Annotated in this window: 18 protein-coding genes and 1 tRNA gene; 11 read left to right on the forward strand and 8 right to left on the reverse strand. The window is 61.0% G+C overall.

What is annotated here, in order from left to right; genetic code table 11:
* Positions 1-163 precede the first annotated feature (163 nt).
* Positions 164-240, reverse strand: a tRNA-Met gene (locus tag G5149_RS06100).
* A 196-nt stretch (positions 241-436) separates the two neighbouring features.
* On the opposite strand from G5149_RS06100, the gene glgX reads away from it, so the two are divergent.
* Entirely contained in the window at positions 437-2,500 is a 2,064-nt protein-coding gene (gene glgX / locus G5149_RS06105; RefSeq protein WP_058058466.1) for a glycogen debranching protein GlgX, read from the forward strand.
* Positions 2,501-2,608: 108 nt separating this feature from the next.
* Here glgX and G5149_RS06110 read toward each other — a convergent pair whose 3' ends face one another.
* The 3 genes from G5149_RS06110 to G5149_RS06120 form a co-directional block, all read right to left on the reverse strand.
* The gene (locus tag G5149_RS06110; protein WP_421212059.1) at positions 2,609-3,328 is read right to left on the reverse strand and encodes a hypothetical protein; all 720 of its coding nucleotides are present in this window, start codon (positions 3,326-3,328) and stop codon (positions 2,609-2,611) included.
* Between the two features lie 198 nt (positions 3,329-3,526).
* Positions 3,527-5,164 carry an ATP-dependent endonuclease gene (locus tag G5149_RS06115; protein ID WP_421212061.1) on the reverse strand — a complete coding sequence of 546 codons (1,638 nt, stop codon included), beginning with the start codon at positions 5,162-5,164 and terminating at the stop codon, positions 3,527-3,529.
* A 262-nt stretch (positions 5,165-5,426) separates the two neighbouring features.
* Positions 5,427-6,305 (reverse strand): helix-turn-helix domain-containing protein, encoded by an 879-nt coding sequence (locus tag G5149_RS06120; RefSeq protein ID WP_236285029.1) that lies wholly within the window; start codon positions 6,303-6,305, stop codon positions 5,427-5,429.
* A gap of 173 nt (positions 6,306-6,478) precedes the next feature.
* On the opposite strand from G5149_RS06120, the gene G5149_RS06125 reads away from it, so the two are divergent.
* Together G5149_RS06125 and G5149_RS06130 are read left to right on the forward strand one after the other, a co-directional pair.
* Positions 6,479-7,396 (forward strand): DMT family transporter, encoded by a 918-nt coding sequence (locus G5149_RS06125; protein ID WP_421212063.1) that lies wholly within the window; start codon positions 6,479-6,481, stop codon positions 7,394-7,396.
* Positions 7,397-7,465: 69 nt separating this feature from the next.
* Positions 7,466-8,332: a LysR family transcriptional regulator gene (locus tag G5149_RS06130; protein WP_421212065.1), complete on the forward strand. Its 867-nt coding sequence runs from the start codon at positions 7,466-7,468 to the stop codon at positions 8,330-8,332.
* Positions 8,333-8,408: 76 nt separating this feature from the next.
* Here the strand turns inward: G5149_RS06130 and G5149_RS06135 are convergent, their stop codons facing one another.
* From G5149_RS06135 to G5149_RS06150, 4 genes are all read right to left on the reverse strand, one after another.
* Complete coding sequence (locus G5149_RS06135) at positions 8,409-9,185, reverse strand: TSUP family transporter (RefSeq protein WP_005333472.1); 777 nt, start codon at positions 9,183-9,185, stop codon at positions 8,409-8,411.
* A 203-nt stretch (positions 9,186-9,388) separates the two neighbouring features.
* A complete protein-coding gene (locus G5149_RS06140) occupies positions 9,389-10,144 on the reverse strand; it encodes a tRNA-uridine aminocarboxypropyltransferase (protein ID WP_005346055.1) in 756 nt (251 codons plus the stop codon).
* Positions 10,145-10,318: 174 nt separating this feature from the next.
* Entirely contained in the window at positions 10,319-11,530 is a 1,212-nt protein-coding gene (locus tag G5149_RS06145; protein ID WP_005346056.1) for an ROK family transcriptional regulator, read from the reverse strand.
* Between the two features lie 130 nt (positions 11,531-11,660).
* On the reverse strand, positions 11,661-13,328 hold the full coding sequence (locus G5149_RS06150; protein ID WP_005346058.1) for a methyl-accepting chemotaxis protein: 1,668 nt from the start codon (positions 13,326-13,328) through the stop codon (positions 11,661-11,663).
* Between the two features lie 123 nt (positions 13,329-13,451).
* On the opposite strand from G5149_RS06150, the gene G5149_RS06155 reads away from it, so the two are divergent.
* The 8 genes from G5149_RS06155 to nrfD all read left to right on the forward strand — a co-directional run bounded on the left by G5149_RS06155 (position 13,452) and on the right by nrfD (position 22,776).
* Positions 13,452-13,907 (forward strand): YchJ family protein, encoded by a 456-nt coding sequence (locus tag G5149_RS06155; RefSeq protein ID WP_080592824.1) that lies wholly within the window; start codon positions 13,452-13,454, stop codon positions 13,905-13,907.
* A 242-nt stretch (positions 13,908-14,149) separates the two neighbouring features.
* Positions 14,150-15,823 carry an anaerobic glycerol-3-phosphate dehydrogenase subunit A gene (gene glpA, locus G5149_RS06160; RefSeq protein WP_005346062.1) on the forward strand — a complete coding sequence of 558 codons (1,674 nt, stop codon included), beginning with the start codon at positions 14,150-14,152 and terminating at the stop codon, positions 15,821-15,823.
* The gene (gene glpB, locus G5149_RS06165; protein ID WP_005346064.1) at positions 15,813-17,078 is read left to right on the forward strand and encodes a glycerol-3-phosphate dehydrogenase subunit GlpB; all 1,266 of its coding nucleotides are present in this window, start codon (positions 15,813-15,815) and stop codon (positions 17,076-17,078) included. The genes glpA and glpB overlap by 11 nt, the downstream gene beginning before the upstream one ends.
* A gap of 51 nt (positions 17,079-17,129) precedes the next feature.
* A complete protein-coding gene (glpC, locus tag G5149_RS06170) occupies positions 17,130-18,332 on the forward strand; it encodes an anaerobic glycerol-3-phosphate dehydrogenase subunit GlpC (RefSeq protein WP_005346066.1) in 1,203 nt (400 codons plus the stop codon).
* Between the two features lie 623 nt (positions 18,333-18,955).
* Positions 18,956-20,401, forward strand: a complete 1,446-nt coding sequence (gene nrfA, locus G5149_RS06175) for an ammonia-forming nitrite reductase cytochrome c552 subunit (RefSeq protein WP_421212070.1) — start codon at positions 18,956-18,958, stop codon at positions 20,399-20,401.
* A gap of 51 nt (positions 20,402-20,452) precedes the next feature.
* A complete protein-coding gene (gene nrfB, locus G5149_RS06180; protein WP_236348816.1) occupies positions 20,453-21,046 on the forward strand; it encodes a cytochrome c nitrite reductase pentaheme subunit in 594 nt (197 codons plus the stop codon).
* Positions 21,043-21,735 (forward strand): cytochrome c nitrite reductase Fe-S protein, encoded by a 693-nt coding sequence (gene nrfC, locus G5149_RS06185; RefSeq protein ID WP_130632454.1) that lies wholly within the window; start codon positions 21,043-21,045, stop codon positions 21,733-21,735. Before nrfB ends, nrfC begins: the two co-directional genes overlap by 4 nt.
* Positions 21,736-21,822: 87 nt before the next feature.
* A complete protein-coding gene (nrfD, locus tag G5149_RS06190; RefSeq protein ID WP_236348817.1) occupies positions 21,823-22,776 on the forward strand; it encodes a cytochrome c nitrite reductase subunit NrfD in 954 nt (317 codons plus the stop codon).
* Positions 22,777-22,863: the final 87 nt, after the last annotated feature.

Genomic DNA, 22,863 nt, shown 5'->3' on the forward strand with positions numbered 1-22,863 from the left:
GGGGCCGGATTTGAACCGACGACCTTCGGGTTATGAGCCCGACGAGCTACCGAGCTGCTCCACCCCGCGTCCGAATTTTTCTCGAAGTGGCCGAGCAGTAGCCAGTTCGATTTCTCCTTTTCCACCAACCGGTTACACCGGCTTGACTGGTCAGGGTCTCAGATGGTTGCGGGGGCCAGATTTGAACTGACGACCTTCGGGTTATGAGCCCGACGAGCTACCGGGCTGCTCCACCCCGCGTCTGAGGTCGCCAATAATAGGCGCCAGCGCACAGATTGCAAGTAAATATCTCAAAAAAAGTTTATTCGTAGATTAATCGGACAAATAGTGCGGTCATTAGCAGCATCATGCTGTTTTTTCAGGCAATCGAGTCCTCACCAAGCATCCGGCACTACACTCAATAAGGTGAACACTCCTCATTTTGGGTAGGTAGAATATGCGCATCTCCGCCGGTCACTGCCGTCAGTTGGGGGCCACACCCGACAGTAACGGCGTCAACTTCGCGATCTGGGCACGCCTCGCCAGCAGGGTCGAACTGCTGCTCTTCGCAAGCGCAGACGATGCGACCCCCGAGGTGATCCCCCTCTCCCCGCGCCTTAATCGCACCGCCTACTACTGGCATATCCATGTGGAGGGGATCTCGGTCGGGCAACGTTACGCCTATCGCATTCAGGGCCCGTGGCGCCCATATGGCGGCACCCGCTTCGATGCCGAGAAGGTGTTGCTCGACCCTTACGGCCGCAGCATCGAGCTTGGCGCCAATTACGATCGATGGGCGGCGGCCCGTCCAGGCAGCAACCTAGCTTGTTGCGCCAAGAACAAGGTGGTCGATACTCGCCACTACGACTGGGAAGGAGACAAACTGCCCGCTCACTCCCTCTCCCGCTCGGTGATCTACGAGCTGCATCTGGGGGGCTTTACCAAGTCCCCGAGCTCCGGAGTCGATCCGGCGCTGCGTGGCACCTATCTCGGATTGATTGAGAAGATCCCCTATCTGCAGTCTCTCGGTGTCACCGCCGTCGAGCTGCTGCCGGTGTTCCAGTTCGATCCTCAGGATGCGCCCAAAGGACTCTCCAACTACTGGGGTTACAGCCCCATGTCCTTTTTCGCCCCCCACGCCCAATACGCCTGCGGCGATGATCCGCTGACCGAGTTTCGCGACATGGTCAAGGCGCTGCACAAGGCCAATATCGAGGTGATCCTTGACGTGGTTTACAACCACACCGCCGAAGGGGGTGATGATGGCCCCACCTTCTCGTTTCGCGGCATCGACAACGAGGCCTACTACATCCTCGACAACAACCAGAAGGACACCAACTATTCGGGCTGCGGCAACACCTTCAACGGCGCCCATCCGGTGGTGCTGCGGATGATCATGGACAGCCTCCACTTCTGGCGTCAGGAGATGCACGTCGATGGCTTTCGGTTTGATCTGGCTGCAATTCTGTCACGGGATGAATCGGGTCAGCCGCAGGCCAATGCGCCAACCTTGCGCACCATAGATACGGACCCCAACATCGCCGACATCAAGCTGATTGCCGAAGCCTGGGACGCGGGGGGGCTCTATCAGGTGGGGTCACTGGCCGGCGCCCGCTGGCGTGAGTGGAACGGCCAGTTTCGGGATGATGTGCGCCGCTTTCTGCGCGGGGATGACAACAGCGTCACCGCCTTTGTCGAGCGGCTCTGCGGCAGCCCCGACATCTACCACTATCACCACGCCGATCCCGAGAAAAGCATCAACTTCGTTACCTGCCACGACGGTTTTACCCTGTGGGACTGGGCCAGTTACAACAGCAAGCACAACGAGGCCAACGGGGAGGAGAACCGTGACGGCTGCGATCACAACTTCAGCTGGAACCACGGCCATGAAGGGGTGACGGAAGATCCCCAGATCAACGCCCTGCGGATGCGCCAGGCCAAAAACATGATGGTAGCGACCCTGCTCTCGGTGGGCTCCCCCATGCTGCTGATGGGAGACGAGCTGCTGCGCACCCAGCGGGGCAACAACAACGGCTACTGTCAGGACAACGCCACCTGCTGGATGAACTGGCTGCCCAATGCCCGCAGTCAGGAGATGTTCCGCTTTATGAAGGAGCTGATCCAGTACCGCAAACACCTGTTCCAGCGCCCGGAGCAGGAGAGCATGCCGCTGTCGCTCACCGAGATCCTGCGCCACAGCGAGATCTGCTGGCACGGGGTCAACGCCGGGCAACCGGATTTCAGCCCCCACTCCCACGCTATCGCCATGTCGGCGCTGTCGAGCGAAACCAAGCTGGCGCTCTATGTACTGTTCAACGCCTACTGGGAGCCCCTCACCTTCAACCTGCCGAGCCCGCCAAAGGGGGTCGGCGGCTACTGGCGGCGGATCCTCGATACCGCCCTCCCCTCGCCACAAGATATCTGCACCTTCGGCATGCCGCTGGAGGGGCTGACCCGGGAGTATCTCGCCCAGCCGCGCAGCAGTTGCCTCTTTATCTGCGGGGCCGACGACTTCTATTGATCGATAGCTGCTGCTTGATTGCTGCTAATGGATTGCTGCGATTCCTGCAAGCCAGATATACAAAAGCCCCGAGTGTTGGCTCGGGGCTTTCTCTTTTCAGCGCCAGTGTCAGATCAGCTGGTGCAACACACTGGTGGCGGCGATCTGGGCGATCAGCAGGCCACACAGGGAGGTAGAGACCACCACTGGCGCGGTATCACGATGCAAGTAGAGCGGACTGAACCAGAGCAGCAGAGAGGCCACCAGCAGCGCTGCCTGGGTCACCACAGCCGGGATCAGGGCATCGAGATTGGCCTCCCCCCCTTGCCAGCCCACCAGCACTGCCAGCCAGACAAGGCTGGCCATCGCCCCCACCAGACCGGCCAGCGGCAACAGGGTATTGAATGCCTTGAGGCGATGACGGGCCCGCAGCAGCATCAGATGGGCAAAAGCCGCCCCCAGCATCGCCATCTGCAGCAGACCGCTCACCCAGCCCTGCAGTTGCAGCAACCCGATGCCATAGAGAGCGAGCGGCAACGCCGGTAGCCAGAGCAGTGTCGAGGGGACTGAACGCTTGCCCTCCAGCCGTGACTGGGCCAGCGACAAGCCAACCCCGAGCACCAGTGCAACCCCACCACTCCAGATGAGCCAACTGGCCGCCTTGGCCTCGACCGCCAGCATCAGGGAGAGCGCGGTAATAACCCAGATGGAGAAGAGCTGCTGACTGATGCGCGAGCGCTGGCCAGGGCAGATATCACCGCGCCACAGCACGATACCGAGGGCGATCAGGGCGCCAAGCGCCATCAATCCGGTGAGGGGAAAGAGCCAAAAAGGGAGTTGGACGAACACGACGCCTCCAGCAGTAAAGATTCGAGGTGCGCCACCGGGGCGCCAGAGAGGGGCGAGTATACCCAAACCGGCGGCTATCCCCAATCGCGACAAACAATCGTGGGCAAACAATCCGGGGCAATTTGCCGCCAGCAAGGCCCACCTTGAAGGGCGCCCTGCTGGCAGCCATGTCCATAGTGACGGGATGCGGTGGTGGCGTTAGCCCTGACCGCGGGCCAGCGCCACCACCCGGGCAAACATCTGGCGGATCACCGGTGGAATATGCTCGGCGCCGAGCCGCTCAGCCTCTTCCACCACCGCCAGCGCCATTCCCGGCTTGCTGCGGTGATGGATCGCCTTATTGATGATGTGACTGGCGCTCCACATGGCGCGCCCGCCCACCCCGGCCTCGCGGCGAAACACAGCTTCAAAACCGTTGTGATAGAGGTAGTGCTCGATGTCTGCGGCAGGGAGCTGGGTCAGTCGGTCCCGCTCCCGCTCTCCCTTGAGCTGGCCCCGGGCCGAGGTGGCATACTTGAGCCCCGCCTCGTCGCCATCGGTCAGCAAGTGCCACTCGATGCCAAAATCCCGCGCCACCTTGATCAGCGGCGACTGGCCGCACTGGGCAAACTCGATGATCCGCACCCCTTCGGCCCGCAGACTGTAACCGCAGATCTGCGCCAACTCGGAGAGCAGCCAGATCTCGGTCTCCCCCTCCACCAGCAGCCAGCAGCGGGCAAACAGCGACATGGGGCGGTTGATCCGCACGTGGAAGGCGATCTTGCGCAGATCGTCGCTGCTGTAACGCTCCCCCCCCAGCTGGTGACAGAGGATATCCTGCTGACGGCGCACCAGCCGCCGTACCTGATTGAGCGGCAGGGAAGAGAGCAAGTCCCCCGAGTTGGTGGTGAGCAGCTTCTGGCCCGGCAGTTGTTCCAGCAGCCCCCACGCCAGCGCCAGCATGGTCGGGTGCAGCCGGCTCTCAGGGTCCTCCAGGATCATGATGGGACGGGCCCCCTCCTCCAACTCGCGGTTGCCACGCGCTTGCAGCAGGGTAGCCGCCATCCCCGCCATCGCCAGCTGCAGTGCGCGGTTATCAGCGCGGTGCAAAAGGGTATGCAGGTTGCCCGGATTGCGCAATGTCATGGGGCGATTGATGATGTCGCGCTGACTGCGCGGCTTGTTCTTGATGGGGGCCAGGGCGTTGAAGTAGTGATCCATCAGCTGGCGCACCGCCTGCAAAGCCTCTTTGAGCTCCGGCTCGCCGATCCGCTGGGGTTCGTCGATCAGCTTGTCTGCCAGCTCGCTCAAGCGATGTTCGGAGAGATCTCCCCACTGCAATGTCTCCACCCCGTTGCGAGCGGTACGGGCGTCCCGCAGCCGGAACACCGGGTTCATGGTGATGAGCATGCAGACAAGCTCGTGGGTATTGGCGATGGGCAAGCTCTTGCCTACCCCGTCGAGAAAGTCGTGAATGGTGAGCACAGAGCCATCCGCCTGCAGCTCGGCGCTGGCACGATAGTGAATGCGGTGGAATTTGTCCTTGTGCAGCACCCAGGAGGGGCAAAGACGGGCCAGCCGACGGGAGTGCTGACACATCTGGGGTCTGTGCTCACTGAAGGTGAGCACCAGTTGCAGGTGGCGCGCCGGGGCCAATTCGGGATCTTCCGGTTGGTGAAAATCCTCGGCGGTGAACTGATAGGGCTCGGCATCCTGCCCCAGCAGACACCAGAGGGCGCGCAGCAGGCTCGATTTACCCCAGGTATTCTCGCCGATCAATACTGTGGTCTGATCCAGCCCGAGCGACAGGCGATTTATACCGCGAAAACCTTTGACTTCAATACGTTCCAGAAACATCCAGCCATGTCCACATCATTGTGATGGGGCAATAGTGGCAAAGTTACCGGAAAAATCCTATCGCAGGCGGGGCTTTTTCAACGTGAACTGTGAGGCACTGCAGGTTCGGGAGGGGTAACAACAGCGGTGCGATCTTGCGGGGCATTCCAGTGGCTGAACCAGAGATGACGGGTACGGATTTGACGTTTGCGATAATTCAATGGGCATTCCTTTCAATGGATAAGTGGTAGAGAGTACACCTCTTTTGTCCAAAGTCTCAGGGTTATCTGTGACGAGAAGATGACAATTGCGCCCGCCACTGCCCCGGCGTCAAACCAAACGCCTCGCGAAAACGATTGCCGAAATGGGCCTGGGAAGAGAAGCCACACTGACTGGCGATACTGGCCAGCGGCTCGGGGCCGGCCAACAGCTGCTTGGCCCGTTTGAGCCGCAGCCCCAGCAGATAGCGGTGGGGCGGGCAGCCGAGACTCTGGCCGAACATGCGGGCAAAGTGATACTCGCTCAGCCCCGCCTGCTGGGCCAGCTCTGCCAGCGTGACCGAATCGGCCAGATGGGCCTGCAGATACTCCTGCACCCGCTTGATCACCACCGGCGCCAGCCCGCCGCGCAGAGGCGGCAGACCGGGAGCCTCCTCGGTGTGGTGGCGATAGGCGTGGAGGATCAACATCCAGGCGCCGTGGGAAAGTGCCAGCCGATCGACCCCGTGCTGCCACTGAAGCTGCATCAGTTGGCGCTGCACCAGTCCGGCCGCCTGCGGATCGTCGATAAAGGTCTTGTCCACCAGTTGCAGGTTGCGCCCCTCCTTGTCACACACCTCCTCGGCGATACGAGTGAGGTGAGCCGGGGTGAAGTAGAGATGAAAGAAGCGAAACTCTTCGCGCACCAGCCACTCGGATCTGTGGTGATCCGGCATGATGCACACCTTGCCGGTGCCGCCGTGGCCACCCGGCCCATCGAGTCGCTCGGTCTGCTCGCCTCCTTGCAGATAGACGCTCAGGGTGTGGTGGCCCGGCTTGTGATAGCGGGTCTGGTCATAGCAGTTGCGCCAACTGGCGACGCCAAGCCCGGGTTCGAGCCAGCAGGCGTCCTCCAGCCGGGCGCCGGTGCTGACCAGTGCATCAAATACCCCTGCTGTTTTCATTCGCCCCTGCCGCCTGTTACGGTTATGTGTACGGGTTATCCCGCTGCCATCCATCTTACCGACCGCGCCCGCAGATGACAGCGCGTGACGATGAAAAACCGCAAGATGGTGCAATCCAGCCATAAGGGCTCGCCCCATAGTGGGTCATCTCTCCCTGACTCACCGGAACTGTGATGAATCTGATGCTCTATCTTGCCACCGTGCTTATCTGGGGCAGCACCTGGATTGCCATCGCCTGGCAACTTGGCCCCATCCCCATCGAGGTGTCGGTGCTCTATCGCTTCCTGCTGGCGGCGGTGGCACTGTTTGCCCTGCTCACTGCCAGCGGCCGCTTTCCGCGCCTACCGTGGCATGGCCAGCGCTATGCGGCGCTGCTCGGTGCCCTGCTCTTTTCCACCAACTTTCTCTGCTTCTACCACGCCACACGCTATATCCCGAGCGGCATGTCGGCGGTGATCTTCGCCAGTGCCAGCATCTTCAACGGCATCAACCTCTGGCTGTTCGAGCGCAAGCGCCCCACCCTGCGCTGGTTGCAAGGCTCCTTGCTGGGACTCTTTGGCACCCTGTTACTGTTCTGGCCGGTGCTGGCGGATGCGCAACTGGGTGCAAACGCCTGGCAGGGGCTGCTGCTCGCCTGCGGCGGCACCCTCTGCTTTTCGCTGGGCAATCTGGTCTCGGCCCGGGGCCAGCGCCATGGCTACCACGTACTGCAACTGGTGCCCTGGGGCATGGTTTACGGCGTGGTGCTGCTGCTGGGCTGGGTCACATTGCTCGGGCAGCAACTGGTTGTGCCGACCGATGGCCACTATCTGGCGGCCATGGTCTACCTCGCCCTGTTTGGCTCGGTGATCGCTTTTACCGCCTACCTGACGCTGGTGGGGCGCATCGGTGCCAGCAAGGCCTCCTACGCCACCGTGCTCTTTCCGCTGGTGGCGCTTACCCTCTCCACCTTCTATGAAAGCTTTGTCTGGCAGCCGGTCTCGGTGGCCGGAGTGGTGATCAGCCTGATCGGCAATCTGGTGATCTTCGCGCCGCCCTTGAGCGAGTGGCGCATTCGACCGGCCAAGGCAGCAAACGACCCTTGCTCCTGAGCCAGTCAGCCCCTAAGGTAGCGCTGATCAATCTGTGACGATCCTGATGGCGATAAACAAGGGGGCGAGATGTTACTGGAAGGGCTGGAGACGCTGAGCCTGCTGGCAAGTGAAGGAACCATGGCCAAGGTGGCCAGTCGCCTCTATATCAGCCAGTCGGCGGTGAGCAAGCGGATTGCCCAGCTGGAGCAACGCCTTGGCAAGAAGTTGATCGAGCCGGAGGGGCGCCAGATCCGCCTCACCCCGCAGGCCAAGGAGCTGCTGGAACGAGTTGCCCCGAGTCTGGCCGAAATGAAGGGGGTGCTGGCCGATAGTCAGGATCTGGCGGATCAGAGCCCCCTCCCCATCGCCTGCTCTGAAACCCTGCTGGCGGGTTATCTCGCCCACTTTATGCGCGACTATCTGGAGCGCGATCCCCACCTTGCCCTCTCCACTCACCACACGCCGGTCATTCTGGCGCGGGTGCGCAGCGGTGATGCCCTGCTCGGCATCTGCGCCGGTCGGCTCCCACCCGGCCATGGCCTCGGCGCCGATCTGCTGCTTGAGGAGCCCTTCTATCTGGTGGGCGAAACGCAGCAGAGCCTGCCGCCAGCCAGCGCAGAAAGCAGGTGCAAGATCCTCACCATGGATCTGGAGAACCCCTCCAACCGTTACCTGCGCGAACCGCTGGCTTATTTGGGGCTGGAGCCCGCCATGGAGCTCGACTCCTATCTGGCGCTCATCGAACTCGCCAAGGCAGGCATTGGCCCTGTACTGCTCCCCGCTGGCCTGCTGGGGCTGGTGGGCGAACAGGGGGAGATGGCCCGCCCACTGCCCGGGCTAGGCCGCCCCCTCCATCTGGTCTACCGGCCAAACAGCCTAAAGCGCGAGCGGATCGCCAGGCTGGTTAGCGCCCTGCACCAACACTTTCGCCACCGCAGCGACTTACCACGTTAGCTCTGTAAAACACCAGATATGACAACGGGGCCCGAGGGCCCCGTAAACATCTGATTTGTCACACAGTCGCCACAACTCAGATCCAGGCAAACAGCTCGGGATACTGGCTCCACACCAGCTTGGCGGACATCAGCAGGGAGACGGTCACCAGCAGCGGCTTGATCAGCTTCACACCTTTTTTCAGCACCATTTTGGAGCCGAAGCGGGCGCCGATAAACTGCCCCAGCGCCATGCAGAAGCCGACACTCCACACCACCTTGCCACCGAGCGCAAAGAACAGCAGGGAGGCGATATTCGAGGTGAAGTTGAGCAGCTTGGTATGGGCGGTGGCGCGCGCCATGCCAAAGCCCGCCAGCGCCACGAAACCAATGGCAAAAAACGAACCTGTGCCGGGCCCGAAGAAGCCGTCATAAAAGCCGACACCGCCCCCTACCAGCAGCGCAAACAGCATGGGGGTGAGACGACGGGAGCTCTCGGCATCGCTTACCCGCGGCGAGAAGTAGAAGTAGCAGGCAAAGGCCATCAGCAGGAAAGGGAGCAGACGCTCGAGAATGGCAGCGTCTATGGTCTGCACCGCCAGCGTGCCGATAGCCGCACCGATAAAGGTGCAGATCACCGCAGGCCAGATCATGGCCCACTCCAGCAACCCCTTGCGGGCATAGAACCAGGTGGCGGAGAAGGAGCCAAAACTGCTCTGCAGCTTGTTGGTGCCGAGCACCAGCGCGGGGGGCATGCCGGTGGCCAGCAGGGCCGGCACCGTCAGCAGACCACCGCCACCGGCGATGGCATCGATAAAGCCGGCAACAAGCGCCACACCGAACAGGGCAAACAGGGTAACCAGTTCCAATTCCATCCATAGACCTCTCGAGAGTGGGTTGCCCGAAGGATCGAGCAACCGGAGCTAACCAAAGCGACGTTGTGCGGGGGGCTGCACAGGCTGTTCGCTATCCTAGCGGGCCACTGACCATGAATCTAACGAAACAGTGGCAGACAATTGATTCCTGATTTTCATTAATTAGAACGGGCACGCCCCTGGCCCAACCCTCAAAGTGTCCGTTAGCAAGCCGGTGAAGCGACGTTCGCTTCCTTGATGGCCGACAGCGCTTCACAGAGATGATCCTCATCGGCACCGGGGAAACGGCTGACCCGACCGGCCATGTAGCGGCTGCTGAACAAGTTGAACCAGTGCTGCAAGGCCTGCCCCGCCTTGAGCTCTCCCGCCACTTCCAGCACACAGGCCGCCACTTCGGCGGTGCAGAGGTGCTCGTCGCAGTTGGCGACCCGCATGCCGTAGGTGGAGAGCGCATCGGGTTTGATGGCGAGCACCGGAAAACCGTCCAGATAGGGGCTCTTGTTGAACATCTTGCGCGCCTCCGGCCAGGTGCCGTCGAGCAGGATAAAGAGCGGCTTTTTGCCGGGTGCCAGCGTCACCTCGCCGGTCAGGCGGGCAGGCTCCTTCTCGCAAGCGGGAAAGACTACATAGGGCTGCCAGACAGGATCGGCCAGCAGGGCCAGCAGCTCGGAATGGGGCTGGGTACGTGACCAGAGAAACGCCCAGGTAGTGTCCGGCAACACATCGGCAATGAGGCGACCGGTGTTGGAGGGTTTCATCGGCTCACTGTCATACATCAGCAGGCAGAAACCGGCCTCGGCTTTGAGTTCGGGGCGCCACTCGCAGGCACACCAATCCTCGCGCAGCTGACAGGCCGGACAGCGGGCCAGAGTGCCGCCACGGGCAAGAAACGGTCGGGTAGAGATACTCTTGCGCCAGGCCCGCAGGCGGTTGACGGCGTGATCAGGAACAGGCTTCATCTAGGTTCACAACTGGAGTCAAAACAGGAACGGCAGCGGTGCCAACATGTCACGGCGCCACAGGGCGCGATAACAGGGGGACTGCCGGAAAAGCGCAAGATTGTACCGAGTTACGCGCTGGCGGAACAGCAATCCCTGCCCTTTTCGCCAGACACTGCGCCAACTCCTCTTGTCTTACGACTCCTGACAGCTGCGCAGCAGCTCCAGCAACAGGCTGCCATCGCGCAGCGCCTTGTGCACCTGCACCGAGGTGGGCTTGGTAGGATCTTCGTAGAAGTGGGTGGATTCGATCTGCAGCCGAACCAGATATTCGGCGGGCAACTGGCTGGCCAGCGACTGGTGCAGCATGGGGAACAGCAGCCGATCGGCACGGGTGATCTCGCCCCCCAGCAGCAGCTTGCCCGGATTAAGCAGGCAGATGAGGTTGGATAGCACCTTGGAGAGGCGGCCCGCCGCCTGATGGAGAATATCCTGACAGAGGCTGTTGCCCGCCAGCGCCAGCTCGCACAGCTCGCGGATGGTAACGCTCTCGGGCAAGTCATGCTCCTGCATCCGCTCGCGCAGATCCCGGTATTGCGCCTCCAGCGCCTGATTGGTCACCAGGGTACAGGCGCAGCCAAAGCCGCCGCAGTAGCAGCGCTGGCCATAGGGCTCGAGCTGCAGGTGGCTGAGATCACCGAGCAGCGCATTCTCGCTCTCGATGAGCTGGCCATTGACCACCATGCCAACCCCGATGTCGTTGTGGACAAACACCAGCACCGCATCAGCGCAATTTTTGGCGGCCCCCCACTCCCGCTCTGCCTGGATCCAGGTGCGCACATCACCACTCACCAGCACAGGTACCGAGAACACCTCCTGCAAGGTCGGCCCCAACGGCCAGTTGCGCAGATCATAGAAGGGGAAATGTTTGACCATACCGGAGTGACGCTCTACCTGTCCGGGTAGACAGAGAGCGATACAGGCCAGATTGAGAGACTTTTTCGGCAAGAACCCCTGGATCGCATGTACTAAGCTGCCCAGCAGGTCGTTACGCTCAAGCTCGGTAAAGAGGTGGCGATGGCGGGCCAGGGAGCGGCCTGAAAAGTCGAACAGCGCCATATCCACGTAGCCACGGCCAAGACGCATGGAGAGAAACTGGAAGCGGCGCTCGTTAATACGCAGCAGGGTCTGACGACGGCCGCGCCCCACCGAACTTTCACCACAGGTGACCACCAGACCCCCATCGAGCAGTTCCCTGGTGATCTTGGTGATACTGGCTGGCGAGAGGCCGGTCAGGCGGGAGAGATCGGTGCGCGACAGCTCCTTGTGCTCCTCCAGACTGGCATAGACCAGGCCATAGTTGAGCTGACGGATCAAATCGATACTGCCTTTCACGATCTCATTCATAGGGTATGGATTAAGGGCTGAAACTGGGGCCACCGATTTTCACACATTATTGCTCGATCCCCAAATAAAGCGCGGTCTGAACCGGGGTTCAGACCGCATTGTTGAGTGAATATCACCGAGATGGTCGGGCTCAATAACGGAACTGGGAGACCAGTTTGCGCAATTTGTCACCGGTATTGGCCAGATCGCGGGTGGTGCTATTGGACTCCATGGCTGCGTCGGTCAGCTCGCTGACTATCTGCTGAATGGCTACCAGGTTCTTGTTGATCTCCTCCGACACCGCGTGCTGCTCTTCGGCAGCGGTAGCGATCTGAATATTCATGTCGTTGATGGTACTGACCGCCATCACCATGCTGTCGAGGGAGCTGGCAATATGGCTCGCCTCCTGCACTGTCTCCTGACTGCGATCCTCGCTCGCCTGCATCACATCCACCGCCTGCTTCACCCCCCCTTGCAAGCGCTGGAGCATCTCATTGATCTCCTTGGTGCTCTGCTGGGTACGACCGGCCAGCGAACGCACCTCGTCCGCCACCACCGCAAAACCGCGGCCCTGCTCGCCCGCCCGAGCAGCCTCGATCGCCGCATTCAGCGCCAACAGGTTGGTCTGTTCGGCAATGCCGCGAATAACCTCGACCACAGAACCAATCTTGGCGGTCTCTTGGGCCAACTGTGCGATGACGCCAGCCGCGGTATGCACCTCCCCCACCAGTCGGTTGATGCTGTTGATAGCCGTGCTGACCACACCACGAGCGGCGTCCGATTCACGGGCTGCATCACTGGTTGCCGTCGCCGCGTTGGAGGCACTGGCAGCCACCTCCTGGGCGGTGGAGCTCATCTCGGTCACCGCAGTCACCACCTGATCGGTCTCCCGGCTATGACCATGCATCTGCTTGTCGTAGTGCTCACTCAGATGGTGCAGCTTGTCAACGGCGGTGAAGAGGTGGTTACTGGTCTCGCCAACCTGACTCACTACCGACTGGATCCGCTCGACAAAGCGGTTGAAGGCGCTAGCCAGTTGCCCGATCTCATCGTCACTCTGCACCTTGAGCCGCTGGGTCAGATCCCCGTCTCCATTGGCAATATCGTTCAATGCCAACACGGCATCTGCCAGCGGCTTGGTGACACGATTCCCCACGATCACAGTAGCCGCCAGGGTAATACCGAGGATCAGCAAGATCACCAGCACACTGCTCTGCAGCGACGCGTGCATATTGCTCTCGCGCTCTGCCCGCAGGGCGGCCAGATCGTTGTCGATATCATCGATATAGAAACCGGTACCGATGACCCACTGATACTTGTCCAGCACCATGTTGAAGGCCAGCTTGGGGGCATCGCGACCGATAGAGGGTTTGGCCGTCCAGTACTCGGAGAAGCCATCCCCCTGACGGGCCACCTTGATGATGTCCTGGATCAGCAACTTGCCCTTGGCATCCTTGTCGTTCCAGCGGTTTTTCCCTTCCAGCTCGGCACGCACCGGAAGCAATACAGTGTTCCCCTCAAAGTCATAGACAAAGAAGTAGCCATCGCTGCTGTAACGCAGTGGCCTGAGCAACTCTTTGACCTTCTGCCGATTCTCCGGTGAATCCGGCAGTGCATAAACGGCATCGATGGCGGTTTTGGCCATCATGATGTAACTGCTGAGCAGCGCCTTGCGCTCCTTGATGGCATCTTCCCTCGCCACCACCAGCTCAGACTCCAGAGCGCTTTTGGAGACCATGTAGTTACTTAGGTTGACCACCAGGGCCATCAGCAGTACGGGGACTGCACCCAGTAACAGGATTTTCTGTTTTAGCGTCATCTTTCACATCCTTGCAGCTGTTTTTATTGGAATTCCTAGCCTACTCATCAGTATAGGTGCTGGTAGGGCTAGCCCAGCTTTCGTTACAATTCCCTTAAACAAATCGGCCAGAACGTGAAAATCATGAATCTTTGTCCTTGCGGCTCAACCCTTTCTCTCGAACTGTGCTGCGGTTCACTTCACCGCGGCGCGCCCGCCCAAACTCCCGAGCAGCTGATGCGCTCGCGCTACAGCGCTTTTGTGCTTGGTCTGGGGGAGTATCTGGTCCATAGCTGGCACCCCGCCCACCTTGGCGGCCTCACCGGCGAAGAGCTCTCTCGCATCGACACCCGCTGGGACGGTCTCGAGATCATCGCCAGCCAGGGCGACCCGGAGGATGAATCCGGAATGGTGGAGTTCAAAGCCTGGTTTCTGGAGGGGAATGAGCGCCACTGCCTCCATGAGCGCTCCCGCTTCGTGCGTTATCAGGGGCGCTGGGTCTACACCGAAGGGGAGATCGATCCCCTTCCGCCCAAAACCGGCCGCAACGATCCCTGCCCCTGTGGCAGCGGCAAAAAGCACAAGAAGTGCTGCGGCTGACCCATCACACACCCACCAGACTCGTCAAACAGTGACAAGGGGCATCCGATGCCCCTTTTTTGTGCCTGTTATTTGCCAGCTGCCCATAAACCGATGCGATAACAAGCGTGATAAATGTCACACAATGCTCATTAACGCGCGGGAAAATGAGCGTTTGCGAACGCAAATTTGGCCCATATCAAACATTTCCACTCAGAAGTAGGCCACACTGGCCTCATCTGGAAGAGATGAGACGGGCAACAATGAAAAGAATAACTACACAAGTCGTCATCATAGGCGGCGGTGCTACAGGGGCCGGCATCATGCGCGATTGCGCACTGCGCGGCATCGACTGCATCCTGCTCGAGCGCGATGATATCGCCGCCGGCACCACCGGCCGCAACCACGGCCTGCTCCACTCCGGTGCCCGCTACGCGGTGACGGATCAGGAGTCAGCTCGCGAATGCATCCAGGAAAACCGCATCCTCAAGCGGATTGCCAGCCACTGTGTCGAAGACACGGGCGGCCTCTTCCTTACCCTGCCGGAAGATGACATCAATTTCCAAACCACCTTTATGGATGCCTGCGCCCTGGCCGGGATCGACACCCGCCAGCTCGATCCCCGCGAAGCACTGCTGCTCGAGCCCAACGCCAACCCGGCGATGATCGGCGCCATCCATGTGCCGGACGGCACGGTCGACCCGTTCCGCCTCGCCGCGGCCAACGTGCTGGACGCCAAAGAGCACGGCGCGCGCATCTTTACCCACTGCAAGGTGCTGGGGCTACTGCGCACTCAGGATCGGGTACACGGGGTCAAGGCGATCAACACCCGCACCGGCGAAGCGTTCGAGGTGGAGTGTCAGGAGGTGATCAACGCCGCCGGCATCTGGGGCCAGCAAATTTGCGAATACGCCGATCTCGGCATCCGCATGTTCCCGGCCAAGGGCTCCCTGCTCATCATGGATTACCGCATCAACCAGCTGGTGCTCAACCGAGCCCGCAAACCGGCGGATGCGGACATTCTGGTGCCGGGCGATACCATCTCCCTCATCGGTACCACCTCCAGTCGCATCGATTACAACAAGATTGACCAGCTCACCGTCGAACCCGAAGAGGTGGAGGTGCTGTTGCGCGAGGGGATCAAGCTCGCTCCCATCATGGCTCGCACCCGTCTGCTGCGCGCCTACGCCGGGGTACGCCCGCTGGTAGCGGTGGACGGTGACGACACCGGCCGCAACATCAGTCGCGGCATCGTGCTGCTCGATCACGCCGAGCGCGACGGCCTCAAGGGCTTCAACACCATCACCGGCGGCAAGCTGATGACCTACCGCCTGATGGCGGAGTGGGCCACCGATCTGCTGGCCAAGAAACTCGGCAACAGAAAACCCTGCCAGACCGCCGAACTGAGCCTGCCCGGCTCGCGGGATCCGGAAAAGGTCTCAGCCCCCGGCCTCTCGGTGCCGGTCGAAGGCTCAGCCCAATACCGCCACGGCGAACGGGTCATCGCCTTCTTCCGTGACAATCCCAAGGCTAATGCCCTCATCTGCGAGTGCGAAATGGTCACCGCGGGTGAAATCGAATACGCCCTGCGCGAGCTGGATGTGGACAACCTCATCGACCTGCGCCGCCGCACCCGCCTCGGCATGGGCCCCTGCCAAGGCGAGCTGTGCGCCTATCGCGCCGCTGGCCTGATGCAGGAGTATGGCAAGGCTGACGGTCGTCAGGCCTGCGTCATGCTGCGCCAGTTCCTGGAAGAGCGTTACAAGGGCACCCGCCCGGTGCTGTGGGGCGATGCCTTGCGCGAGGCCGAGTTTACCTACTGGATCTACGAAGGGCTGTTTGGCCTGGGGGAATGGACGACGCCACAGCTGGTTGCCGATACCCCATGCGGCCCAACCAGCGAGACCACTCACAAGGAGAGCCGTCATGAAGTTTGACAATATCGTTATCGGCGGTGGCATGGCGGGACTCTCGGCAGCACTGCGGCTGGTGGAGGCGGGCCAGAAGACCCTGCTGATGGCCTCCGGCCAGAGTGCCCTGCACTTCTCCTCCGGCTCGGTCGATCTGCTCGAAAGTGAGGGGGATCCCCGCGCTGCGCTGCCTGCCTTTATGGCAGCCCATCCGGATCACCCCTACAGCAAGGTGGGGATGCAAAATATCGAAGCGAGCCTGGCCGATCTGCAGCGCCACTGCGCCGAACAGGGATTGCCACTGGTGCGCCACGAGACCAATCACCAGCGCCTGACCCCCATCGGTACCCTCAAGCGCACCTGGCTCTCCCCCGATACTTGTGCCTGTGTCACAGATGCACCGATCCCGGATGTACTGCTGCTGGCCACCCTCGAGGGCTTTCGCGACTTTCATCCGGCACTGGCGGCCGCCAATCTGGCGACCCATCCCCGCTTTGCCCACTGCCGCATTCTGACCGGCGAAATCCGCCTGCCCCAGCTGGCGGAATTCAGCCGCAATCCCCACGAGTTTCGCTCCGCCGATATCGCGCGCCTCTGTGACAAACACCATCTGGTAGCGGACCTGGCCCGCGAGATCAGCCGCATGGTGCAGGAGAGTGGCGAACCGGGCTGCAGCCATATCGTGCTGCCCGCCTGCCTGTCGCTGGGGCTGGTTGGCCCGCGTCTGGCGGAGCTGGAGCAGCGTACCGGCTGCACCATCAAGGAGGTGGCGACCATGCCGCCATCACTGATCGGGATGCGGATGCAGGAAGCCCTCAAGCGCCGCTTTATGGCCCTTGGCGGCACCTTCCTCACCAGCGAGCGGGTGCTGGGCGCCCGTTACGAGGGTGATCGGGTGGTCGGCGTACATACCCAGAATGGCGATGATCAACTGTTCGAGGCGGACAACTTCGTGCTCGCCTCCGGCAGCTTCTTTAGTCGCGGGCTGGAGTCCCGTCTGCGTGGCATTCGCGAGCCCATCTTCGATGCCGATGTGCTGAGTCTGGATGAGCGCGATGCCTGGGCCGGTCGTCGCCTGTTTGACCATCACCCCTTTATGGGATTCGGGGTCAAGACCGACGACCAGCTCAGAGTGCTGCGCGGCGGCAAGCCGCTCACCAACCTCTATGGCGCGGGCAGTGTCTTGGCCCATTACGACCCCATTAAAGAGGGCTCAGGCTCTGGCGTTGCCGTTGCCACCGGCTGGCAGGCTGCCGGCCATATTCTGGGCGCGGCCCAATGATTACTTTGTCCCATATCCCGTGCCTTCACACCCTACGGGAGGAGAACTGACATGCTACTGGATCACGCCAACCAAACTTTCGATCAGTGCATCAAATGCACCGTCTGTACCGCCTACTGCCCGGTGGCCAAGGCCAACCCCGCCTACCCCGGCCCGAAACAGGCGGGCCCGGATGGCGAGCGCCTGCGGATCAAGAGCCCGGAGCTCTTTGACAGCGCCCTCAAGCACTGCACCAACTGCAAGCGCTGCGAAGTAGCCTGCCCGAGCGGGGTGCGCATCGGTGACATCATTGCCAAAGCCAAACACCAGTACAGCGGTTTCAAACCGGGGATCCGCGAGTTCGTGCTCTCCCACACCGATCTGATGGGCAGCATGTCTACCCTGATGGCGCCGGTGGTCAACTTCACCACCGGCCTCAAGCCGATGAAGCTGGTACTGGACAAGGCGCTGGGGGTCTCCTCCCACCGCGATCTGCCCAAATACTCCCAGGGCACCTTCCGCGGCTGGTACAAAAAGCAGAAGGCGACCCAGGCCAGTTATGATCGCCAAATTGCCTACTTCCACGGCTGCTACGTCAACTACAACCACCCGCAGCTTGGCAAGGAGCTGGTGCAGGTGCTCAACGCCATGAACATCGGCGTGCAGTTGCTGGAGCGGGAGAAGTGCTGCGGCGTACCGCTCATTGCCAACGGCTTCATGGACAAGGCCAAGCAGCAGGCGGCCTTTAATATCAAGCAGATGGAGAACTCCCTGCTGGGCAATGAGATGCCGCTGCTGGCCACCTCCTCCACCTGTGGCTTCACCCTGCGGGACGAATACCCCCACCTGCTGGAGCAGGACAACCACAAGGTGCGGGATCGCATCTCCCTGGTAACCCGCTTCCTGTGGAACGAGTTCTACAAGGGCAACAAACCGGCGATGAAGCCGCTCAATCTGCACATCGCCTACCACACCCCCTGCCACATGGAGAAGATGGGCGGCGTCATCTATACCCTTGAGCTGCTGCGCGCCATCCCCGGAGTCAAGGTGACCGTGCTGGACTCCCAGTGCTGCGGCATCGCCGGCACCTACGGCTTCAAGTCGGAGAACTACCAGACCAGCCAGACCATCGGCGAAGGGCTGTTTGATCAAATCAACCGCCTGGCCCCCGATCTGGTGATCACCGATTGCGAGACCTGTAAATGGCAGATCGAGATGAGCACGGCGTTTCGCTGCGAGCATCCTATTCATCTGCTGGCTCGGGCTCTGGCATAAGATGAGCGTGACCATATCCGCTGGTGTAAACCCCGAAGCCGGGGTGTTCGTTGGTTCAGCACCATGCCTTTGGGGCCGCAACCCAAACAGTATCTGATCACGATAAGAGCTGAGAGAAGCCGGCATTGCCGGCTTCTCTCATTGATGTTGCCGACCATCTCGCCCATCGGCGGAACGCCCGGCCCGTACAGACTGTAACCGACAGCCCTCTCAAAAAAGAATATTTATTCACTTTTTATTTTTGTACCCATAAATAGATAATTGATATGATAGATAACCCTGAATGCCTTGCCAGATAACGCAGGCATACCTCAGGTGTCGCTCCGTCCCGCCACAGAGACTCATTGCACTTCCAATATTCTGACTTTCTTAATAATTTAACCGGGATCTCATTTCTATCTGTTGGCGCTCTCGGTAATTGATCTAGCGCAAGCCCCCCTCTGATAAATCATCATTCTTTTTACCCATTTGGTAATATCCAGCTCGAGCAATCGCATAAAAACATGGGTTTTATTCACTAATAACAATGAAGCGGCCTGCCTGCTCCTGCTTGGCGGGGGCGAACCAATGCCCACATCCAGGATGGAACGGTCAGGTCTGGCAATGAGATCGATTAGGGAGTGATGATCGTGAGTTCACGCAACAGACAGATCAAGCTGGGCCTCGCCGCCCTGCTGCTGACCACCTGCCTTGGTACCAGCGGCTGGGCACAGGCGACCGACGAGGCACAACCCAAGGGCAAGATCGAGGCGCGCAGCGAGCTGTTCGCCAAGGATCACGCCGATCAGTTCACCAGCTGGAAAGGCACCAGCGAGAGCAAGGAGCGCACCGATGCCCTGGCGGAAGATCCGCAGATGGTGGTGCTCTGGGCCGGCTACCCCTTCTCCAAGGATTACAACAAGCCGCGCGGCCACTTCTATGCGCTGACCGACGTGCGGGAAACCCTGCGCACCGGCGCCCCCAAGACCGCTGAAGACGGTCCGCTGCCCATGGCCTGCTGGAGCTGCAAAGGCCCGGACGTGGCCCGCGTCATCGACGAGAAGGGTGAGGATGGCTACTTCAAGGGGATGTGGGCAAAAGGGGGCCCCGAGATCGTCAACACCATCGGCTGCGCCGACTGCCACGACACCGCCTCGAAAGAGTTCAAGGAGGGCAAACCCGCCCTGCACCTCTCCCGTCCCTATGCCGACCGGGCCATGACCGCCATCGGCAAGCCGTTCAAGGAGCAGGGGCGCTTTGATCAGCAGTCCCAGGTGTGCGGCCAGTGCCACGTGGAGTACTACTTCAGCGGCCCGACCAAGGCGGTGAAATTCCCCTGGGACAAGGGCACCACAGTGGAGCAGATGGAGCAGTATTACGATGAAATCGGCTTTGCCGACTGGACTCATGCCCTCTCCAAGACCCCCATGCTCAAAGCCCAGCACCCCGAGTACGAGACCTGGCGCGCCGGCATTCACGGCCAGAACAACGTCGCCTGCGTCGACTGCCACATGCCCAAGGTGCAGAACGAGCAGGGCAAGGTCTATACCGATCACAAGGTAGGCAACCCCTTCGATCGCTTCGACCAGACCTGCCGCAACTGCCACACCCAGAGCAAGGAGATGCTGCAAGGGGTGGTCAAGCAGCGCAAGGATGCCGTCACCGAGATCAAGCTCAAAGTCGAGAAGCAGCTGGTGCACGCCCACTTTGAAGCCAAGGCCGCCTGGGATGCCGGCGCCACCGAAGCCGAAATGAAGGACATTCTGCAGGATATCCGTCACGCCCAATGGCGCTGGGACTTCTCCATCGCCTCCCACGGGGTGCAGATGCACGCCCCGGAAGTGGCGCTGCGCATGCTGGGGACCGCCCTGGACAAGGCCGCCGACGCCCGCACCAAGCTGGCACGCCTGCTGGCCGCCAAGGGGATCAGCCACGAGATCGCCATTCCTGACATCTCCAGCAAGGAGAAGGCCCAGGCCGCTCTTGGCATGGACATGAAGCAGTTCAACAGCGACAAGGCCCAGTTCCTCAAGACCACTGTCCCCGCCTGGGATGCCGAGGCCAAAGCGGCCGGACGGCTCGTACAATGACGAGGCATGCGGGCCCGCAGTGTCGGGCCCGCAGCCGGATGGAGGCTTCCTATGGGTGATTTAACGATGGATTTCTTACGACTGATGCTGATGGCAGCCATGCTGCTGACCAGCCTGCAGGGTCAGGCAGCCGAGCCGGCAGCAGCCCCTGTTCCAGCTACACATGAGGTGGAATTTTTACGCAATCCCGACAAGGCCTGCACCGACTGTCACAAGGAGCAGAGCGAAGGGATGCACGGCAAGCATGGTCAGGCGACTAATCCCAACAACCTGGCACCTGTCACCTGCACCAACTGCCATGGTCAACCCTCCCCCAAACACCGGGAAGGGGTCAAGGATGTGATGCGCTTTAGCGACAGCTTCAAGGACAAACAGAGTACCGAGAGCTACCCCATCGCCGAGCAGAACGGGGTCTGCATGAGCTGTCACGAGCCCAAACTGCTGCGCGAGGCGCTCTGGGCCCACGACGTGCACGCCACCAAGCTCACCTGCACCAGCTGCCACCAGCTGCACCCGGCCAAGGAGCCCATGGTGGCTATTCCGGAGAAGTCCCGCATCAAGCTCTGCGTCGACTGCCACAGCAAGCAGCATGAGGCCGTCAAGGCGGCCAAGGCGAATACCACCTCGGGCAAGGAGGCACAATGAGCTGCTCTCGCCGTCACTTCATGGCGGGGATGAGCGCGGGGGCCCTCATCATGATGACGGGGGCTGCTCGTGCCAACACCCGCTCCCTTGCCACCACCCTCGCCCACAGCCAGACCATCGACGGGATCCGCTACGGCATGATCCACGACGAGACGGCCTGCATCGGCTGTACCGCCTGCATGGATGCCTGCCGGGAGGTGAATCAGGTGCCAGAGGGGGTCTCGCGCCTCGAGATCATCCGCTCCGGTCCCATCGGCACCTTCCCCGATGCCGAGTACCACTTCTTTCGCAAGTCCTGCCAGCACTGCGACAACGCCCCCTGCGTGCACGTCTGCCCGACCGGTGCCTCCCATATCCGCAAGGAGGATGGCATCGTCGACGTCAACCCGGATCTCTGCGTCGGCTGCATGTACTGTCTGGCCGCCTGTCCCTATCAGGTGCGCTTTATCAACCCTGTGACCAAGGTTGCCGACAAGTGCGACTTTTGCCGCAAGACCAACCTGGCGGCGGGCAAGGAGCCGGCCTGCGTGGAATCCTGCCCCACCAAGGCGCTGGTGTTCGGCAATCTGGATGACCCGGACAGCCCCATCGCCAAACGGCTGGTGAAGGAGACCACCTATCGCTACAAGCAGGCACTCGGCACCTCGCCCAAAATGTACCGCGTGCCCAAAGGGGAGATAAAGTCATGACGATGCAAGAGGCGTTTCACTTCCCTTCCCTCGTGTGGGGATTTGTCCGATCGCCATCTACCGCAGTAACAGAAGGAGGAATGGATCATGTTGCATGACGCATTTCACTTCTCCTCGCTGGTGTGGGACTGGCCGATCGCCATCTATCTCTTTCTGCTCGGCATCTCCGCCGGGGCCACCACCCTCTCGGTGCTGCTGCGCCGCAAGGGGGCCGGCAGCGAGAGCGGCATCATCAAGGCGACCGCCATTCTGGCGCCGGTGAGCGTGGTGCTGGGGTTACTGATTCTCATCTTCCATCTGGCCCGCCCCTGGACCTTCTGGAAGCTGATGTTCCACTATCAGTTCGACTCCGTGATGTCGATGGGGGTCATGCTGTTTCAGCTCTATATGGCGGTGCTGTTCGCCTGGCTGGCGGTGGTGTTTCGCTCCGAGATCGAGACATTGCGCAGTCACCTGCTGCAAGAGAAGTTCGCCTTTGTGGATGATCTCATCGCTTGGCTTGCCCGCATCGAGCGGCTGCTGGCGCCGCTGTTGCTGCTGCTTGCCGTGCTCTTGGGGGCCTACACCGGCTTTCTGCTGTCGGCGCTCAAGACCTATCCGCTGTTGAACAACCCTGTGCTGCCGGTGCTGTTCCTCATCTCCGGCGTCAGCTCCGGCATCGCCTCCACCATCTTGCTGGCGGTCACCCTGTTCAAGGAGAACCATCACAGCCAGGGAGTGAGCTTTGTCCACCGCTTCGAGCGGCCGGTGCTGGCGGTGGAGGTGTTGCTGCTGGTCTGCTTCTTTACCGGCCTCTACTTCGGTGGAGGCCAGAAGGAGGCAGCCATGTGGGCCGCCATCGGCAGCGGCTTCTGGGCTCAGGTGTTCTGGCTCGGGGTGGTGGGCATCGGCATGCTGCTGCCCCAGTTGCTGGCCATGCTGGCCCCCGCACCGCTGCGGGCCAAAAACGGCTATCTGGTGCTGGTCTGCAGCCTGACCCTGGTGGGGATCCTGCTGCTGCGCTACTTCGTGCTCTACGCCGGCCAGATGACAGTCGTATAACGGTATGATCACCAGCGCCAGCCACCCTCGGGTGACTGGCGCTTATTTGTTGCGATGAGTTGTTGCGATTGATTGTTGCCAGAAATG

The sequence above is a fragment of the Aeromonas sp. 600479 genome (genome assembly GCF_049175515.1).
GTDB classification, from domain to species: Bacteria; Pseudomonadota; Gammaproteobacteria; order Enterobacterales; family Aeromonadaceae; genus Aeromonas; species Aeromonas veronii_A.

Bases quoted from the DNA above. Each gene is read 5' to 3' on its own strand.
- glgX (WP_058058466.1), top strand. From the start codon at position 437: ATGCGCATCTCCGCCGGTCACTGCCGTCAGTTGGGGGCCACACCCGAC.
- G5149_RS06115 (WP_421212061.1), bottom strand. From the start codon at position 5,164: ATGTTTCTGGAACGTATTGAAGTCAAAGGTTTTCGCGGTATAAATCGC.
- G5149_RS06120 (WP_236285029.1), bottom strand. From the start codon at position 6,305: ATGAAAACAGCAGGGGTATTTGATGCACTGGTCAGCACCGGCGCCCGG.
- G5149_RS06125 (WP_421212063.1), top strand. From the start codon at position 6,479: ATGAATCTGATGCTCTATCTTGCCACCGTGCTTATCTGGGGCAGCACC.
- G5149_RS06130 (WP_421212065.1), top strand. From the start codon at position 7,466: ATGTTACTGGAAGGGCTGGAGACGCTGAGCCTGCTGGCAAGTGAAGGA.
- G5149_RS06135 (WP_005333472.1), bottom strand. From the start codon at position 9,185: ATGGAATTGGAACTGGTTACCCTGTTTGCCCTGTTCGGTGTGGCGCTT.
- G5149_RS06140 (WP_005346055.1), bottom strand. From the start codon at position 10,144: ATGAAGCCTGTTCCTGATCACGCCGTCAACCGCCTGCGGGCCTGGCGC.
- G5149_RS06145 (WP_005346056.1), bottom strand. From the start codon at position 11,530: ATGAATGAGATCGTGAAAGGCAGTATCGATTTGATCCGTCAGCTCAAC.
- G5149_RS06150 (WP_005346058.1), bottom strand. From the start codon at position 13,328: ATGACGCTAAAACAGAAAATCCTGTTACTGGGTGCAGTCCCCGTACTG.
- G5149_RS06155 (WP_080592824.1), top strand. From the start codon at position 13,452: ATGAATCTTTGTCCTTGCGGCTCAACCCTTTCTCTCGAACTGTGCTGC.
- glpA (WP_005346062.1), top strand. From the start codon at position 14,150: ATGAAAAGAATAACTACACAAGTCGTCATCATAGGCGGCGGTGCTACA.
- glpB (WP_005346064.1), top strand. From the start codon at position 15,813: ATGAAGTTTGACAATATCGTTATCGGCGGTGGCATGGCGGGACTCTCG.
- glpC (WP_005346066.1), top strand. From the start codon at position 17,130: ATGCTACTGGATCACGCCAACCAAACTTTCGATCAGTGCATCAAATGC.
- nrfA (WP_421212070.1), top strand. From the start codon at position 18,956: ATGATCGTGAGTTCACGCAACAGACAGATCAAGCTGGGCCTCGCCGCC.
- nrfB (WP_236348816.1), top strand. From the start codon at position 20,453: ATGGGTGATTTAACGATGGATTTCTTACGACTGATGCTGATGGCAGCC.
- nrfC (WP_130632454.1), top strand. From the start codon at position 21,043: ATGAGCTGCTCTCGCCGTCACTTCATGGCGGGGATGAGCGCGGGGGCC.
- nrfD (WP_236348817.1), top strand. From the start codon at position 21,823: ATGTTGCATGACGCATTTCACTTCTCCTCGCTGGTGTGGGACTGGCCG.